We start from the raw sequence: 17,361 nt of genomic DNA on the forward strand, positions 1-17,361 counted from the left end.
ATGCTATCGATTTGAAAAAAACTGCTAAATTTAGATTTAGTACTACTTGCGTATCTGTTTTACGTGTGTTTTGATATCTCCACTAATTATAGAGTGTTACTTTTTCCATTAAGTCTGTTGCCAAGGTCGGCACAGAGTTTTCTATCAATAAACAAAGGACTGTCATTGCGGTTTGCCCGTCAAAGACTCCAAAAAATGAGGGTTTTTATATGCGGGCATCGCTAAATCATGTCTATCGCCTTGTCTGGGATTTGACGCGTCAACTCTGGATACCAGTCGCTGAAACAAGCTCCTCTCATGGTAAATCAAGTCGATCAAGCAAAGCGGGTACTGTTGCTTTATTGAGTATCGGCGTACTTGGGCTAATCGGCAATCACGCCTCTGCCCTCCCAACTAACGCTCAAATCACATCGGGAAACGGCACCTTCAGTCAAAGTGGCACTGCGCTCACAATCACTCAACAAACTCAAAATCTGGCAACCAATTGGCAAAGCTTTGATATCGGTGCCAATGAAAAAGTCAACTTCATTCAACCCAATAGCAGTTCAATTGCCCTAAACCGAGTTTCCGGACAAAACGCTAGCCAAATTCTGGGGAGTTTAACAGCCAATGGACAAGTCTTTTTACTGAACCCAAATGGCATACTTTTCGGAGCTAATGCACAAGTCAATGTCGGCGGTCTAGTTGCCAGTACCTTGAACTTAAGTGATCAAGACTTCCTTCAAGGAAATTTTAAATTTAGTGGATCAAGCAATGCAGGCATAACGAATGCAGGCAGTATTAACACAACAGCAGGCGGATATATCGCACTCCTTGGTGCAAATATCAGTAATACTGGTAATTTAATTGCCTCTAAAGGCAACGTGTCTCTTGCTGCTGGTCAGCAAGTGACGCTCCAACTTGCTAATGGCAGCTTATTAGGACTCACTGTCGATCAAGGTGCCATCAATGCATTGGTTGAAAACAAAGGTGTGATTCAAGCTAATGGTGGGCAAATCTTTTTGAACGCACAAGCAGCTGATGCACTTACAAAAACAGTCGTGAACAATACCGGTATCATTGAAGCCAATAGCATCAGTGATATCGGGGGGATAGTACGTTTGGTCAGTGATGGCGGAGAAATTTCCAGCACGAATAGCATCACCGCAAGTACTCTAACAGCCCGCTCAACAAATGACACCATACTGAATGCAGGTAATGCAATTGCAACACTTGGAAAGACTGATGTTGGCGGCAACTTCGTTTTAAATAACACGCGCGCAATTACTCAATCTGATGCTTTAACCGTCGGAGGTACGTCCATGTTTAACGCGGGTGCTCATCAAATCACACTGGTCCACTCAGACAATAATTTGTCTGGAGCGGTTACGCTGAATAACAGCGGGACCAACGATGCCAGCATCAATAATGGCAAAAATACATTAACTCTTGCCGCCTCTAATATTGGTGGCAATCTCAATATTATTGGAAACAATCAACTTGTATTGAGTGGAAATATTACCACTGGGGGCACGCAGACTTACAATAATCCGATCACGTTAGCGAATGACATCACCATAACCAGCGATACGGGTAATGTCACTTTTGTTGGCAGCATCGATAATGCAACATTATTAGCTGCCAAAAGCTTAACTATTAATTCGCCAAAGGGTGCAGTGACTTTCGTCTCGCCTGTAGGCGGTCTTAACAATGCGATTCATAGCCTAAACATTAATAGTCTCACATTCAGTGCAGGCGGCTCGACCAACTCAAATATCCTTAATATTGGCCAAGGTGGGCTCCAAATATCTACAACAGCTGGGGGTATAGCACAAGGAGGAACGTTCACAGTAGCCGGAACATCAAGCTTTAGCGCGGGTGATGGTAATGCTATTTTACTGACGAATACAGGTAATCATTTTACTGGGGCTGTAACGGCTATTGGTTCGGGGATTACCATCAGTGATGCAGGTAATCTTAATATCGCATCACTGAAAAATAGTCCGAATCAGGCTGTTCGCTTAACCGCTGGCGGGACATTAAATCTTGCGGCGGGAGATATTAATACTGGCAGCGCGGACTTGACCCTCCAAGCCAATGGTGGAACCTTAGATATCAGTGCGAACTTAGGTGGTGCCAATATTTCCGTAGCAGGATCTCAGGGCATAACGATCAATAAGCACATCCATGCAACAAATAGCCTTACTCTCAATAGTGATAAGGGCTCAATCAATGAAGGCGTATCTGGTGTTATTACGACACCAATGCTCAATAGCTCATCAACTGGCGATACGTCCCTTAATCAAAAAAATAGTATTGAAACCCTGTATACAGCAACTGCTAAAAATTTCAGTTTGCTAAACGATATTAACTTAAGTATTGGTCATTCAATTGATGCTGAAACGGTGACTGTTCAAACATCGGCGAAGAAAAACTTGACGTTGAATGGGCAAATCACAACATCCAGTAGCGCGAGTAATGCGCTTGTCTTAGCAGTAGGGGGTGCCTTTACAAATAATACGCTTCAGGATGCATTAGTTACAAACAACGGCGGACACTGGCTAATCTGGTCACAAAGTCCAAGTTTTAATCATAGTGAAGGTCTCGGTAAACCTGAAGACTTTCTACAATATAATGCTGTTTATGGTCAGACGCCCATTCAAGGGACAGGTAATGGGCTTCTTTACACTCTTGCGCCCATTGCAGGTGCTGTTTTAATTGGTGAAACTGTCAAAAACTATGATGGCAATACAACGGCTCACTTATCTCCTTTAAATTACGTTGTTGAAGGTACAGTAAATGGTGATCTAATTACCTTAAGTACGCCAAATATTGGCACTTATGACAGCAAGAACGTCGGTGAAAAAATTAATGTCCGTGTTTCTGGGGTAGATATTGTCAGTGCAAAACATGGCGCAGCAATCGTATATGGCTATCAAGTCCGTACAAACGCAAATGGTTACATCGGCAAGATCAAACCAGCACCAGTTTCAATTACGGGCTTAAGCGGAACTGATCGTGTGTATAACGGCAGTGCACTGAACAACCTGAAAGGGACAGCAACCATTGTTGGATTAGTGGGTACAGAAACGCTTACGTTAAAAAACGCTACAACAGGAACGCTGGCAAGTCCAAATGCGGGTAGCCAAGCCATTTCCACTGAAATATCGTTGGAAGATGGGAGTGGGCTTGCCAGTAATTACATCCTAACCCAGCCTATCCTCCCCAATGTCAACATCAGTCCTGCCGCACTGACCGTGACAGGATTAAGTGGGACGGATAGAACCTATAACGGCAGTACGCTTAATGTCTTAAACGGAACTGGGGTTTTACATGGTTTAGTCGGAACTGAAACCTTACTTCTCAATAATACAACCACGGGTACGTTAAGTAGTGCCAATGTCGGCAGTCAGGAAATCAGCACTAACTTCACGCTGAGTAATGATACTGGCTTAGCCAGTAATTACTACGTGATTCAGCCAAGCTTGCCTAATGTCAACATCACACCTGCTCGTGTAATCGTAATAGGCTTAGGCGGGACAAATCGTGTTTATAACGGGACGTCCCAAATCAACCTGACTGGATCAGCCTCGCTCTTTGGTTTAATCGATGGAGAAACTTTAACACTCAATAACACTACCACTGGGATTTTAAACAATCCTAATGCTGGAAACCAAACTGCCTTGAGTACCGTAACACTCAGCAATGGCACCGGATTGGCAAGTAACTACACATTAACTCAAGCCACAATACAGAACATCATCATCAGTCCTGCCCCTTTAACAATATCGGGCTTAACGGGAACAAACCGTTCTTACAATGGTAGCGTCATAGACAACCTAACAGGTACAGCGACACTCAATGGATTAGTGGGTAATGAAACCCTGACCTTGAATAATACTGAGACAGGTATTTTGACCAGCGCCAATGCAGGAAACCAAGGGGTAACTACTATAGCAACGCTTGCAAATGGTTCTGGGCTTGCAAGCAATTATACCTTAACTCAAGCGACACTCCCCTCTGTCACGATTAGTCCTGCGCTATTGACTGTCAGTGGTCTAAGCGGAACAGACCGTCCCTATAACGGAAGTACACTTAATATCTTAAGTGGTACAGGCATCTTAAATGGTTTGGTAAACGGTGAGTCACTGGTTTTGAATAACACGACTACGGGTACATTAAGTAGCCCGAATGTCGGTAGTAGAACAATTACTACAACACTTAATCTGAGTAATGGTGCTGGAGGACTCGCAAGCAACTACACCTTGGTACAGCCGACATTGCCGAACGTAAATATTACGCCAGCGCCGCTTATTGTTACGGGTCTGGGTGGCACAGATCGCATTTACAATGGAACGACTATTGACCCCCTAAAAGGTACCGCCACCTTGTTTGGTTTAGTCAATGGTGAAACCCTAACCATGAATAATACATCGACCGGAACACTAGCAAGTGCAAATGTGGGTAGTCAGGGCGTCACCACAGCAATTACTTTAGGCAATGGCACAGGTCTGGCCAGTAATTATCAGTTGACTCAAGCGATATTACCGAATGTCACCATTAGTCCTGCACCTCTGACCATTACTGCGAATAATCTGCAGAAAAACGAAGGAACGCCTAACCCACCATTGACCACTACTGTACACGGGCTCGTTGATGGTGAGACATTGAACAACTTAAGTGGAACTTTACAGTTGAGCACGGATGCAACGCAAACATCTGGGCCTGGCAATTATGGCATTATCCCAGCAGGATTAACTTCAACGAATTATACCATTCAGTATGTTAATGGCACCTTAAGCATTGTCTCTAGTAATCATAGCCCTGGTTATGAGGGAACATTAGCTTCTTTGCTATTACCTCTACCCGAAGTCAATTTAAAAACACCGCCCGTAGTCATTCCAGGATTGGATCTACTACGCGTACAGGGAACAGGCATTAGCTTGCCTGACGGCGCACAGGATTTCTAACTTTATTTAACTCATTCAATAACGCCTCGTACAGTGCAATCGGATGTGCCTGTACGAATCGTACGAGAACCTAATCCATGTATTTTTCATCACCTAAACTTCGCTTTTTAACCGCCAGCCTGGGTCTAATTACAGGTAGTGCTTTTGCTCTGACTCCTCCAGATGCTGGGCAAACGCTCCAGCAGCTACAAGCACCACCTCCGCCAACCGCACAGACGAAATCAGCACCCGTCTTAACTAGCAACACAAAATTAAATGAGAACATAACTGGCGCAGAGAATCCAACTATACCCTTCTCGCGTTTACGCTATAGCGGTAATACACGCTATGATCAAGTCGTTCTCGACAAAATTGTAGGGCCATTGACTGGACCTCTTCGACTCAGTGACTTACGCAGTGCAGCTCAGCGTATTACGCTTCATTATCGCCAGCATGGATACCTCTTAGCCAGGGCTTATTTGCCGCCACAAGATATTACAAAGGGCGTAATCACGATTGCCATTTTGGAAGGCCGTTTAGATCATATCAACCTGACAAACTCCAGCCATTTATCGACGAAGCAAATCCAGTCACTCTTAGACAACCAGCAGCCGAGTAATCAACCTGTCCGTACAGATGATGCAAATCGCGCACTATTATTGACTCAAGCAATCCCAGGGGTTGGTACAGTACAAGGGAGCTTAAGACCGAGTGCAACTATTGGCAGCACGGAGTTAGATGTCACGGTGACTGAGGGTCCACAGGTAACCGGATATGTAGGATTGGATAACAGCGGTAATCGATATACAGGTGCTGAACGCTTAACAGGCGGGGTTTATTTCAACAATCTGACTAGTTTTGGTGATCAACTTAATCTCCAAGGTGTAGTCACCAATCAAGATCGCATGGATTATGGACGGATCGCATGGGATGCCCCTGTAGGGAGCAGCGGATTACGTTTAGGGGCTGCTTTTAGTAATTTACGCTATAGTCTTGGTGAGAGTTTTAAGATTTTAGACGCCCATGGCATTGCTCGCACCAAAGCGATCTATGGCAGCTTTCCAATATTGGCAACACCGACAAGTCATATCAATGCCAATCTCTCACTAGAACGTCGTGATCTCACCGATATTACAGGATTGGTAAATCTGGATAACAGAAGATCACTAGATACCGCAATCCTTACTTTGAGTGGTGACTTTAGAGATACGTTATTACTCACACCCGCAGTTAATGCATGGCGCGTAACTACGGCTGCAGGTAAGTTAGATCTCAAAACACAAAGTGTCTCCATCATTGATGACAAAACTGCCCAAACCGCAGGTCATTATGACAAAGTCACGGTTAGTTTTACTCGAGAGCAATTACTCCCCGCGAGTTTCAGTCTCTATCTGTCAGGTCTGGCTCAGCGCAGTAACAAAAATTTAGACTCTTCAGAACAGATTACTTTAGGGGGAGGAAATGGTATTCGAGCCTATCCTGAAGGTGAAGCTCCGGGAGACCAAGGTTGGATTGGTACAGCAGAGTTACGTTATCGTCTAAACTCAGAGCTTCAACTGACCAGTTTTTATGATGCTGGAACTATACAAGCGAACCACTTCCCCTATATCAATCAAAACAACAATCGACATCTTTCCGGATTCGGAGTCGGAGCGAATAGTAATTGGGGGCCTTTTAATCTCAAAGCCAATTTAGCTTGGCGAGGAAACAGCAGTACACCAACCAGCGATACCGATCGTAGTCCGCGTATATGGGTTCAAGGCAGTTACTTTTTTTAACCCCCAAAATAATCTTTCATGAAAGCTACTCGGTATATCATGACTGAGTAGTTCTATTTTTTTATAATATCTTATTACGCCATTTTAAATGGATAATGACTCCGAATCTCTGCATATTATTTATAATATATTATAGACTTTTCAATCATAATTTTTTATATCACCATTAAAAAGACCTCTTATCGCTATTTTTTACCTATAGTCTGATTTAACTAGAGAGATAACGAGTTTTCATCCCTAATTAGGCAGATTAGGACATTTCTAAAAATCGTTCATTTAGATGTATTATTACGTAACCCATGGTCGATCTAGAATTCTGTGATTAGATTACTCAATATATTGAAACATAAAGCATTACTTATCTTTCTATTGGTCATTACCGTCGTTTTCGGTATTTTTTTGACCGTAAAAGTCACTGAATATGCTAACGCTCAAGCGTATGACTTCTTTTTAACACAAGCTAAACTCGTCGCAGCCGCAGCAGACCCTGATGATATTCGTAGCTTTAGTGGAGACTCTTCAGAGTTAACTACACCCGCCTATAATCTGACTTTAGAACGTCTTACGCGAATTAAACAGAGCATGAAAGATGCTCGATTTGTTTATTTAATGCGTTTAGATCACAACCAAGTGCATTTCATATTTGACACGGAAGATACCCACTCCAAGGATTACTCGCCTCCAGGTGAGGTATTTAATAATCCATCCAAAGAGCTTAGAGATATATTCATAACAGGTCAGCCCTTTGTAGAAGGCCCCTTCCATGACCAGTGGGGAGATTGGGTTTCTGCACATGCACCTATTTACGACCCTCGTAGCGGAAAAATTATTGCAATATCGGGGATAGATATTAATGCTGCGACGTGGTCTAAACATGTAAAATTTTACAAATATGCCAGTGCTTTAATTTCTGCCCTTTTAGTCAGCTTTATGTTCGGCTGTATTTTTTTACATAATGCCGTTAAGCATTGGCAAGAAGCTGAAGACCAAGTCAACAAAATGGCACGCTTTGATGCCTTAACCGGTCTTCCCAATCGTTACTTAATCAATGAAATCCTCGAACGCGTCATTCTTGACGCCGAAAAAAATGAAAAGAAATTTGCCCTTTTATTTATGGATATCAATAATTTTAAGTGGGTTAACGATACCCTTGGGTACTCGACAGGTGATAAGTTATTACAAATCATCGCAAGCCGACTAAGGCAAGTTTTGCGCAGAGCGGATATCTTTGGACGCATTGGTGGCGATGAATTTGTTTTTATTCTTGAAAACTTAGTGGACACCCATGAAAACGCATTAACTATCGCTGAAAAAATTCAAAATACGCTCTCCATGCCTATAACAACTCATGGATTAGAAAATTTTTCCATACTTGCAAGTGTTGGTATAGCCATTTACCCCAAGCATGGCGAAACTGCTGAAAGATTAATGTCCAATGCAGACTATGCAATGTATCAAGCCAAGAAAAATCCATTTTCCCAGATTGTATTTTTTACACATGAATAAATCTTTGCACGATAAAAAGGACGCCAATGGCGTCCTTTTGTTTATCATGAATTAATTAAGAGGATTAATCTGCATCATTCGCAGTTGATGTGTCCTCTTGGGCTTCGGAAGTTTCAGTAGACGTATCAACAATCTCTTGATCATCACTACCTTCTGTTACCTCACCCTCAATCACATCATCATCAGCACAGACGCCATCCAAACAAACCACGCCGACCAATGTTTCACTATCGCCTAAACGAATCAGCATCACGCCTTGCGCGTTTCGACCCACAGAACGAATTTCGGCAACACGGGTACGAACTAACGTTCCGCCATCTGAAATCAGAAGAAGTTCATTACTGTCATTCACGGCGGTTGCTCGAACGAGCTCACCATTACGCTCACTCGTTTGCACCGCGATAACGCCTTGACCACCACGATGGCGAACAGGGAATGCATCAACCGTAGTACGCTTACCAAAGCCGTTCGCACATGCAGTCAGAACTTCACCCGACTCTGGTGCCACGACAAGTGAAACAATACGTGAAGCATCATCGATACGCATACCACGTACACCCATGGCTGTACGTCCCACAACGCGCACTTCATTTTCATCAAAACGAATTGCTTTACCTTCATTGCTAAATAGCATGATTTGTTGTGTACCATCCGTAATGGCAACACCAATCAAGGTATCATTTTCAGACAACTCAATAGCACGTAAACCGACACTGCGAGGACGACTAAACTGCTCTAATTCAACGCGTTTTACGGTACCGTCTGCAGTTGCCATAAACACATAATGTGACTCAGGGAAATCCATCAAAGGCAGAATTGCAGTGACGCTCTCACCGTCTTCTAGCGGCAATAAATTGACTATTGGGCGCCCTTTAGACCCACGACTTGCTTGCGGTACATCATACACTTTGAGCCAATAAACCTTGCCACTGCAGGTAAAGCACAATACAGTCGCATGATTTGAAGCAACAACTAAATGCTCAATATAATCATCTTCTTTCATGCTCGTCGCAGACTTACCACGACCACCACGACGCTGTGCAGCATAGTCATCCAGCGGTTGAGTTTTCGCATAACCTGATTTTGAAACAGTCAGTACAACTTGCTCTTCAGGAATCAAATCTGCACGTGAGAAATCGATACGTGATTCAACGATCGCAGTACGACGCGCATCACCATACTGTGCAAGAACTTGACGCAACTCACCACGGATAATTTCCATCAACTTGGTAAAGCTATCAAGAATAGATTGTAATTCAGCAATTTCACCCAAAATTTCAGTGTATTCAGCAAGTAACTTGTCTTGCTCCAAACCTGTCAAACGATGTAAACGAAGCTCTAGAATTGCACCGACTTGCGCAGGTGACATGCGGTATTGATCACCAGTCAAGCCAAAAGGACTCGCCGGATCTTCACCTTCGATATAGTCTGGACGAATGGAGCGATGACCTGATTTTTCAAGCAGTGCTAATACGCCACCCGCCTGCCATTGACCTTCAAGCAAACGTACGCGGGCTTCGCTGGGGTTAGCTGAAGTTTTGATGGTCTCAATAATGCCATCAATATTGGCCAAAGCAACGGCCAAACCTTCTAATAAATGTCCGCGTTCGCGTGCTTTGCGTAATTCAAATAAAGTACGGCGCGTTACAACTTCCTGACGATGGCGAATAAACGCAGCAATCAGATCTTTAAGGTTTTTAAGACCAGGCTGCCCATTCTCCAAAGCGACCATGTTGATGCTATACGATGTTTCAAGTGGCGTATTAATAAATAAATTATTAATAATGACCTCAGCATTTTCATTACGCTTGAGGTCAACAACGATCCGCATGCCGTCCTTATCAGACTCATCGCGCAATTCGCTAATGCCTTCCAGTTTCTTTTCTTTAACCAGCTCAGCGATGCGTTCAATCAGCTTTGCTTTATTGACCTGATAAGGAATTTCGGTATAAACAATACTGACCCGATTGGTTTTTTCATCTTCCTCAAGATGATATTTTCCACGGATATGTAGTCGTCCCTTACCTGTACGGTAGGCATCAACAATACCGCTTTTACCATAGATAATACCGCCCGTTGGAAAGTCTGGGCCAGAGATATGCTCCATCAAGCCTTCAACGGTAATATCACTATCATCGACATATGCCAAACAGGCGTTGAGTACTTCAGTAATATTGTGCGGCGCCATATTGGTCGCCATACCCACCGCAATCCCTGCCGATCCATTGATCAGCAGATTTGGGATGCGGGTTGGCATAACCTTGGGAATGCGTTCAGAACCATCATAGTTGTCTTCCCAATCGACGGTATCTTTTTCCAAATCGACAATGATGTCGTGAGCCAACTTGGTCATCCGGATCTCGGTATAACGCATCGCTGCTGGTTCATCCCCATCAACCGAACCGAAATTGCCCTGACCATCCACCAAAAGGTAACGCAAGCTAAATGGCTGTGCCATACGAACCAAAGTATGGTAAACCGCTGTATCACCGTGTGGGTGATACTTACCGATCACGTCGCCGACTACACGGGCTGATTTTTTGTAAGGCTTGTTATAATCATTCCCCAGTTCACGCATCGCGAAAAGTGCGCGACGATGAACAGGCTTAAATCCATCACGGACATCAGGCAACGCCCGTGACACGATGACGCTCATGGCGTAGTCCAGATACGACTGTTTGAGTTCATCCTCAATGGCAATCGGCAGGATTTCTGAATCGCTCATGTATGCTCCTTTGGGCGTAGAATCTGGCGTATTGCTGAATTTTTATTGATGTGAATTGCAAGCTTTAAAACGAATTAAATAAAACTACAAACGCGATCAAACCAGCACAACGACTTACAGAACAAAATCATCTAAAACAATAGGTTAAAAATAAATAAAACAATCCATTTTTCAAGGATTGTTTTATTTAAAGAGGAGCTGGAGTTTAACATAAATCGCGTGATTTTGGGAGTCAAAATACCCTTTTAGGGCAATGACTAGGCCTCTGATCGGTAAGTAACGATTTCATCCTAAAATTGAATTGATCAAGAGTAAAAATCCACTGTCCAGATCGGTCAGAAAACAACCTAAGCCAACAACTTTACTTTTCCAAGAAGCATTTCAGCATGCCCAGGAGGGCTAACCTTGCGCCAGCTTTCCACTAACTTTCCGTGCTTATCATATAAAAAAGTACTGCGTTGAATCCCGAGTACAACTTTGCCATACATATTTTTTTCTTTTATCACATCGTAGTAACGACACAGTATTTCATCTGGATCACTAATCAAAGGAAAAGGCAGACACTCATTCGCCGTAAATTTTTCATGAGCCTTCAAGGTATCACGAGAGATTCCAATAATACGCACGCCTAGTGCTGCAAATTCAGGCATTAAGTCACGAAAGTCTCGTGCTTGAGTCGTACACCCAGGCGTCGCGTCTTTTGGATAAAAATATAAAATTACCGGCTTTCCAATCAGCGTTGCCAAATTAACTTCCCCCTGTGTGGTGATCACACTGAGATTAGGCAAAGTAGAAAGGTCATGCTTGATTACAGCATCCGCAACAGGTTCTATCGTCATTCTACTGACTCCTTGTAGGTTATATTTTCTTTATAAAATAATCTGTATCACTGACAAAATCATCATACGATGCAATTGCAAAAAAAAGCAGACCTCGCTACACGAAAGTCTGCTTTTTTAAATGAATTTCACAAATGACCCACATAACGAAGTGAGTCAGTCGAATTTAAGGCTTTGCTGGAGCAGGTGCTGCATCTGCGGCAGGTGCTGTTGGTGTATTGAAGGTCACACCTTCACGGCATTTATCCAATTGCGGTTGAATACGTTGCAGTGCAGGTAGACTGCGTGGGTCTTTACCGCTCATCGCCAAACTTTGAATCGCCCAGAACTCACCAAGTTTCAAATTATTAGCCTGCACGCCAATGGTACATGAACATACTTTTTGGGCACTCTTCGCATCAGTAATTTTTGCTGAAGTTGCTTCACTGGTACAACGTTGGATCATGACAGTTTGAATATCTACAGGTCCAGCATCTTTAGCACCTGCATCTTTCTTAGGGGCAGCTTGTGCAGCAGTCATCAACAAACCCGACATTGCTGCAGCCATTGCAATCTTTGTAGTAGCAAGCATTACGTTTTTCATAGAGAAAGTATTCATAGTAAACCTAATAATTGATTGATTTTAAGCGATAGAGCGATAAAACTTCATAACAAAGCAAAACAAAACAAAACAGACTTGATCATGGAACAATCAAGACTGGTAGTGTGTTGGATCTGCAACTCCCGCATCGTCAAACCCCTGACGACGCAACCGACAACTATCGCATCGGCCACAAGCACGACCTTGTAAATCTGCTTGATAGCATGAAACCGTCAACGAGTAGTCTATGCCAAGTTCAGTACCTAAGCGTATGATATTCGCTTTGGATAAGTGTAATAGTGGCGTATCTATTGTAAGTGGATTACCTTCAACTCCCGCTTTGGTTGCCAGAGCCGCCATTCGTGCAAAGGCATCAATATACTCAGACCGACAATCAGGATACCCTGAATAATCCACGGCATTTACACCAATCACGATCGCCTGACTTTGTGTCACTTCAGCAACAGCCAGCGCGTAGGATAAGAAGATGGTATTGCGCGCAGGTACATAGGTAACAGGAATACCGCCGGGTTCATTCTCGGGTACATCAATTGAATCATCCGTTAATGCCGAGCCACCTAGGCTGCGTAGATCAATATTAATAATACGATGAGGTACACCCGCCTGTGCAGCTAATTTTTTAGCGGCGTCAAGTTCACTAGAATGACGTTGACCATAAGCAAAGCTCAGAGCTTCACATTGATAACGCTGCATAGCCCACGCCAAACATGTTGCCGAATCTAAACCGCCTGATAGCAGCACAATAGCGCGAGGAGAATGAGTAAAAGCCATCGTCAAACCAATCCTAAAACCAATCTACAAACCATACTACAAAATAAATTTGTACCGTTAAAAAAATAAAGCATCAAAACCAATTTGGGTACGGGTTTTAATAGAAAAATGGGAGCTTTCCAACTAAGAAAACAGCGGCGGATTATGCTGGAATTTTTAGTGACAAGCTACCAGATTCTCGTAGAGAAACAGTGACTGACACAGTAAAAATCAATGAATAAGTACTCATAGCACTTTTCAAATACTGCTTATTTATTTTGAGGTGTTGCTAGCTCGCCGTTGGACATTCGCCCTTGAGCTTTTAAAGCTGCAGTCACATCAGGCGGCATGTAATTTTCATCGTGCTTCGCTAAAATTTCGTCAGCAAAAAAGACGCCATCATGCATCTCTCCGGTTCCAACCACACCCGATCCCTCTTTAAACAAATCGGGTAAAATCCCTGTATACCGCACATCCACTGTCGACTTGAAGTCTGTGATTTGAAAACTCACGCTCAATGAATCGATTTGTTTTTTTAAACTGCCTTTAACAACCATGCCCCCGGCTTTAATTCGCTTGTTACTGGGAGCAGCACCACTTGCAATTTGGGCAGGTGTATAAAAATAATCGGTTTGTGCTCTTAGTGCATAGAGAATGAGCGCTATCGCGACGCAGAGACCAAACAAGGCAAAAATAACTATCATCAATCGTCGTTTACGTACTATGTTCATCGAATCACTCACTACGCTCGGATGGGTTTCGTTTGGAATTAACCAGCGAGGATTGGGGAATACCACGACGTAATCGAGCCTGTTCACGTTGATAAAAGCGCTGACGCGCAATTTTAGAGTAGAAAATCAGGAGTACTATCGAGACTATGCTAATCAGCCATGCACTCCATACATAGACACCATGGTGTCCCATCCAAATAAAATCATGAATATTTTCAAATGCGAAATTCATTCAACACCCCTCAAGATTTTGATGCGTTGAATGTAACGCGCTGCTCAATGTGTTGCCTCACCCATTTCTTTTGTCGCTCACGCTGTAAAATTAACGTACAGCTTCGATAAATGACTAACGCTGCAACGAAAAAATAAAAACCAACAAACATGAATAACAACGGTAAATACATCGACGCAGCCATTTTAGGTGCAGCCGTTAAGGTAAACGTAGAACCTTGATGTAAAGTATTCCACCATACGACCGAGTATTTAATGATCGGAATATTCACAGCACCTACGATCGATAGTATTGCGGCCGCCTTACCTTGATTTTCGGTGTGATCAAATGCATCAAACAATGCGACTACGCCTACATACAAAAATGCGAGCACCAGCATGCTTGTTAAACGTCCATCCCACACCCAGTAAGTTCCCCAAGTGGGTTTGCCCCAGATTGCACCGGTCACCAATGCGAGCACACATAAAACCAGTCCAACTGGCGCAGCTGCTTGAGCAACAATTGCGGCTGTCTTAATCTTCCAGACCAGATGAATCACACCCAAAACCGCAAGTCCGAAATATATGGACAATGCCAGACTTGCTACAGGAACATGAATAAAAATAATGCGATAGCTGTTGCCTTGCAAATAATCAGGGGGTGCTAAAGCAAGTCCCCAAACAGACCCAAGCAGAATGAGAATGGCTGCAACATAACTGAGCCACGGCACCCAGCGACTGAAGGTTTGGTAGAAATACTGAGTTCCTACTGTCTGCAAAAAACCACTCCATAAACGACCAAGAAAATGTGGCTGCTTACGAATAGCATCTACTTTGGGTGTCAAATCTGGATCTGGCATATAGGCTCGAACTTCCGATTATATCAAACAACAGTTTTGTTCATGTCTCTTGATCTTACAGACATCTGGTGACAGCTAAACAGATAATCTTAATGCACTCGCTATTGCAAACGGTAGAAATAGAACCGCTAAAATAAGTCCTGCGGCAAGCAGCGCTAAAATAGGAAGTACATCTCCCCCCGCGCGCAACACATCAACAGCACCCGTTGCAAAGATCAATATCGGTAACTGTAGAGGTAAGGAAATCAACGGTACAAGGATACTATTCGTACGTAACAATACTGTCAAAGCTGCTGCAACGCCTGCAAGCAAAGTTAAAACGGGTGTACCCAAAAATAGCGTTATTGCCAAAACGCTCGCCTCAGCCCCACTAAAGTCAAACAGGGGTATAGATAGCACGGATAAGATCACCAGTAAAAAGCCACCTGTTAACCAATGCACTATAACTTTGAATAGCACCCACAATGTCAATGAATGTCTGGCAATCACTATTTGTTCTAATGTGCCATCTTCGACATCATTGCGAAATAAGCTATCTACCCCAAGCAGCACAGACAAAAGTGCCGCAATCCATATTGCCGCGGCACCAATTTGATGAAGCAACTTTAAGCCTGCACCTGCAGCCAAAGGAAATAAAACCAAAACCATGATAAAAAAAACAATCGCATGCAACCAGACACTTGGATTTCTAAACCGAAGTATCAATTCACGATAAAATATTGCACGAACAAAACGTAGTGTGAGGGTCGGTAAAGGGTGCATAGAGGACATTAAATACGATCCTCATTCGATAAAAGCGAATCATCCTCTATGAATGCTGACGCAGAATATTCTGCTAAGTTCAGTATCTGACACGGTATCGTTAACGACTGGTGACTCGTCAAAATCACACGTCCACCTCTTTTTGTATGTGCTTGTAGCTGCTGGCATAGACGCTCGACCATCACTTGATCTAAAGCAGTCAACGGTTCATCTAGCAGCCACAGCTCACTTGAGAGAGATGTCAACCAAAGTCTGGCCAATGCAACCCTGCGTTTCTGACCTGATGACAACTGTGCTACAGGGGTATCTTCATAACCAACCAAACCAACCGCTTCAAGTGCACTAGGCAATTGAATCAACGTTTCTGAATTCAATGCATGTAAAAATTCTAAATTCTGTCGTACAGATAACGTACTATTGATTCCCATCCTATGCCCTATATAAAGCACGGGCCACGCACTGGGTTTTGCATCTGCCCACAATAAAGTTGATCCGCCTACCACAGGCAGTAAACCCGCGAGCATCATCAACAACGTTGTTTTCCCAGCACCGTTATGTCCTTGAACATGAAGAATCTGCCCAGATTCGACAGTAAAGTCTAACGGATCAGACAATAAGAGATCCCCCCTCACGATCTGCAAGTTTTTGGCGATCAGAGAATCAGATCGCCATGAATGATGAGGTTGCAGTTCAGAGGGTGAAAATTCAGTTGAAGAGATTAGATCTGTCAAAAAACACCATAATCAAGAATGAATGAAATATCAGCATATTGTCCTAATTATAGCCTAAGCCCTTTATGATAAAGTACAAGAAAGAAAGTGTGAAAAGATGATCTGTAATCTACAATACTTTTTTTACGCAGAACTCGTTTTTTTAGATTTTTATATTCTAATCAGAAACATTTAATCGTAAGACAGAGATATATCCGCTTATTTTTTCTTTTTGAGTAATTGCATTTATGCCCCTTATCGATTTTATCCTGCACATTGACCAGCATCTCAAAGAGTTTATCAATCAATACGGCACATGGGTTTATGCCGCTATTTTTTTGATTATTTTTTGCGAAACTGGGCTTGTCTTTATGCCCTTCTTGCCCGGCGATAACTTACTTTTTGCTGCGGGTGCTTTAGCTGCGATCGGTCAACTGGATCCTTGGCTCATTAGCGGTGTTTTAGGATCCGCAGCGATTATTGGAGACAGCACCAACTATTGGATCGGTCGTAAGTATGGGACACGTTTATTTAGTGAAACACGTAGATTCCCCAGTCGTAAACACCTCGCAACCGCTGAGGCCTTCTTCCAGAAGCATGGTGGAAAATCTGTTTTAATAGGTCGCTTTATGCCTTTTATTAGAACTTTTACGCCTTTTGTAGCAGGTATGAGTACCATGCCCTACCTGCGCTTTCTCGCATTTAGCGTTTCGGGCACTATTCTTTGGGTAGGAACTTTGGTTCCAGCAGGTTATTTTCTAGGACAACTCCCCTTTGTTAAAGAGAATTTAACATTAATTGTGTTGATTATTATTGGTTTATCCTTGCTTCCCCTGTTTATTCAAGGTGCTCGACATTATTTGGCAAAACGTCGCTCAAATACTTAAGTTCAACGCTCCATCTCACGCTACACCCTCTAAGGCAGGATGTAGCGTGTAAGAATAATAATCTATAGTCCTCG

Annotated in this window: 13 protein-coding genes; 4 read left to right on the forward strand and 9 right to left on the reverse strand. The window is 43.1% G+C overall.

Going from position 1 to position 17,361, the window contains the following annotated elements; translation table 11 throughout:
- Positions 1-209 precede the first annotated feature (209 nt).
- The 3 genes from HYN46_RS08555 to HYN46_RS08565 all read left to right on the forward strand — a co-directional run bounded on the left by HYN46_RS08555 (position 210) and on the right by HYN46_RS08565 (position 8,212).
- Positions 210-4,949, forward strand: a complete 4,740-nt coding sequence (locus HYN46_RS08555; RefSeq protein ID WP_114898992.1) for a beta strand repeat-containing protein — start codon at positions 210-212, stop codon at positions 4,947-4,949.
- 77 nt (positions 4,950-5,026) lie between these two features.
- The gene (locus HYN46_RS08560) at positions 5,027-6,706 is read left to right on the forward strand and encodes a ShlB/FhaC/HecB family hemolysin secretion/activation protein (protein WP_114898993.1); all 1,680 of its coding nucleotides are present in this window, start codon (positions 5,027-5,029) and stop codon (positions 6,704-6,706) included.
- Positions 6,707-7,045: 339 nt separating this feature from the next.
- A complete protein-coding gene (locus tag HYN46_RS08565; RefSeq protein ID WP_114898994.1) occupies positions 7,046-8,212 on the forward strand; it encodes a GGDEF domain-containing protein in 1,167 nt (388 codons plus the stop codon).
- Between the two features lie 64 nt (positions 8,213-8,276).
- On the opposite strand, the gene gyrA is transcribed toward HYN46_RS08565, so the two are convergent.
- The 9 genes from gyrA to ccmA all read right to left on the reverse strand — a co-directional run bounded on the left by gyrA (position 8,277) and on the right by ccmA (position 16,421).
- Entirely contained in the window at positions 8,277-10,937 is a 2,661-nt protein-coding gene (gene gyrA, locus HYN46_RS08570; RefSeq protein ID WP_114898995.1) for a DNA gyrase subunit A, read from the reverse strand.
- Between the two features lie 347 nt (positions 10,938-11,284).
- Positions 11,285-11,776, reverse strand: a complete 492-nt coding sequence (locus tag HYN46_RS08575) for a peroxiredoxin (RefSeq protein WP_114898996.1) — start codon at positions 11,774-11,776, stop codon at positions 11,285-11,287.
- A 166-nt stretch (positions 11,777-11,942) separates the two neighbouring features.
- A complete protein-coding gene (locus HYN46_RS08580; protein ID WP_114898997.1) occupies positions 11,943-12,347 on the reverse strand; it encodes a hypothetical protein in 405 nt (134 codons plus the stop codon).
- Between the two features lie 120 nt (positions 12,348-12,467).
- Positions 12,468-13,148, reverse strand: a complete 681-nt coding sequence (queC, locus tag HYN46_RS08585) for a 7-cyano-7-deazaguanine synthase QueC (protein WP_114898998.1) — start codon at positions 13,146-13,148, stop codon at positions 12,468-12,470.
- Between the two features lie 248 nt (positions 13,149-13,396).
- On the reverse strand, positions 13,397-13,858 hold the full coding sequence (gene ccmE, locus HYN46_RS08590) for a cytochrome c maturation protein CcmE (protein WP_114898999.1): 462 nt from the start codon (positions 13,856-13,858) through the stop codon (positions 13,397-13,399).
- A 4-nt stretch (positions 13,859-13,862) separates the two neighbouring features.
- Positions 13,863-14,090 carry a heme exporter protein CcmD gene (gene ccmD, locus HYN46_RS08595; RefSeq protein WP_114899000.1) on the reverse strand — a complete coding sequence of 76 codons (228 nt, stop codon included), beginning with the start codon at positions 14,088-14,090 and terminating at the stop codon, positions 13,863-13,865.
- Between the two features lie 10 nt (positions 14,091-14,100).
- Positions 14,101-14,928 (reverse strand): heme ABC transporter permease CcmC, encoded by an 828-nt coding sequence (ccmC, locus tag HYN46_RS08600; protein WP_114899001.1) that lies wholly within the window; start codon positions 14,926-14,928, stop codon positions 14,101-14,103.
- 75 nt (positions 14,929-15,003) lie between these two features.
- Positions 15,004-15,699: a heme exporter protein CcmB gene (ccmB, locus tag HYN46_RS08605; RefSeq protein ID WP_114899002.1), complete on the reverse strand. Its 696-nt coding sequence runs from the start codon at positions 15,697-15,699 to the stop codon at positions 15,004-15,006.
- Entirely contained in the window at positions 15,699-16,421 is a 723-nt protein-coding gene (gene ccmA, locus HYN46_RS08610; protein ID WP_210009109.1) for a cytochrome c biogenesis heme-transporting ATPase CcmA, read from the reverse strand. Before ccmA ends, ccmB begins: the two co-directional genes overlap by 1 nt.
- A 227-nt stretch (positions 16,422-16,648) precedes the next feature.
- Here ccmA and HYN46_RS08615 point away from each other — a divergent pair, with 227 nt between their 5' ends.
- The gene (locus HYN46_RS08615; protein ID WP_114899003.1) at positions 16,649-17,287 is read left to right on the forward strand and encodes a DedA family protein; all 639 of its coding nucleotides are present in this window, start codon (positions 16,649-16,651) and stop codon (positions 17,285-17,287) included.
- The last annotated feature ends 74 nt before the right edge of the window (positions 17,288-17,361 follow it).

The sequence above is a fragment of the Aquirhabdus parva genome (assembly GCF_003351745.1).
Lineage (GTDB): Bacteria > Pseudomonadota > Gammaproteobacteria > Pseudomonadales > Moraxellaceae > Aquirhabdus > Aquirhabdus parva.

Excerpts from the sequence above, each read along its gene's own strand:
- ccmB (WP_114899002.1), bottom strand. The coding sequence starts at position 15,699 with ATGTCCTCTATGCACCCTTTACCGACCCTCACACTACGTTTTGTTCGT.
- HYN46_RS08560 (WP_114898993.1), top strand. The coding sequence starts at position 5,027 with ATGTATTTTTCATCACCTAAACTTCGCTTTTTAACCGCCAGCCTGGGT.
- HYN46_RS08575 (WP_114898996.1), bottom strand. The coding sequence starts at position 11,776 with ATGACGATAGAACCTGTTGCGGATGCTGTAATCAAGCATGACCTTTCT.
- ccmE (WP_114898999.1), bottom strand. The coding sequence starts at position 13,858 with ATGAACATAGTACGTAAACGACGATTGATGATAGTTATTTTTGCCTTG.
- ccmD (WP_114899000.1), bottom strand. The coding sequence starts at position 14,090 with ATGAATTTCGCATTTGAAAATATTCATGATTTTATTTGGATGGGACAC.
- gyrA (WP_114898995.1), bottom strand. The coding sequence starts at position 10,937 with ATGAGCGATTCAGAAATCCTGCCGATTGCCATTGAGGATGAACTCAAA.
- HYN46_RS08555 (WP_114898992.1), top strand. The coding sequence starts at position 210 with ATGCGGGCATCGCTAAATCATGTCTATCGCCTTGTCTGGGATTTGACG.
- queC (WP_114898998.1), bottom strand. The coding sequence starts at position 13,148 with ATGGCTTTTACTCATTCTCCTCGCGCTATTGTGCTGCTATCAGGCGGT.
- ccmC (WP_114899001.1), bottom strand. The coding sequence starts at position 14,928 with ATGCCAGATCCAGATTTGACACCCAAAGTAGATGCTATTCGTAAGCAG.
- HYN46_RS08615 (WP_114899003.1), top strand. The coding sequence starts at position 16,649 with ATGCCCCTTATCGATTTTATCCTGCACATTGACCAGCATCTCAAAGAG.
- HYN46_RS08580 (WP_114898997.1), bottom strand. The coding sequence starts at position 12,347 with ATGCTTGCTACTACAAAGATTGCAATGGCTGCAGCAATGTCGGGTTTG.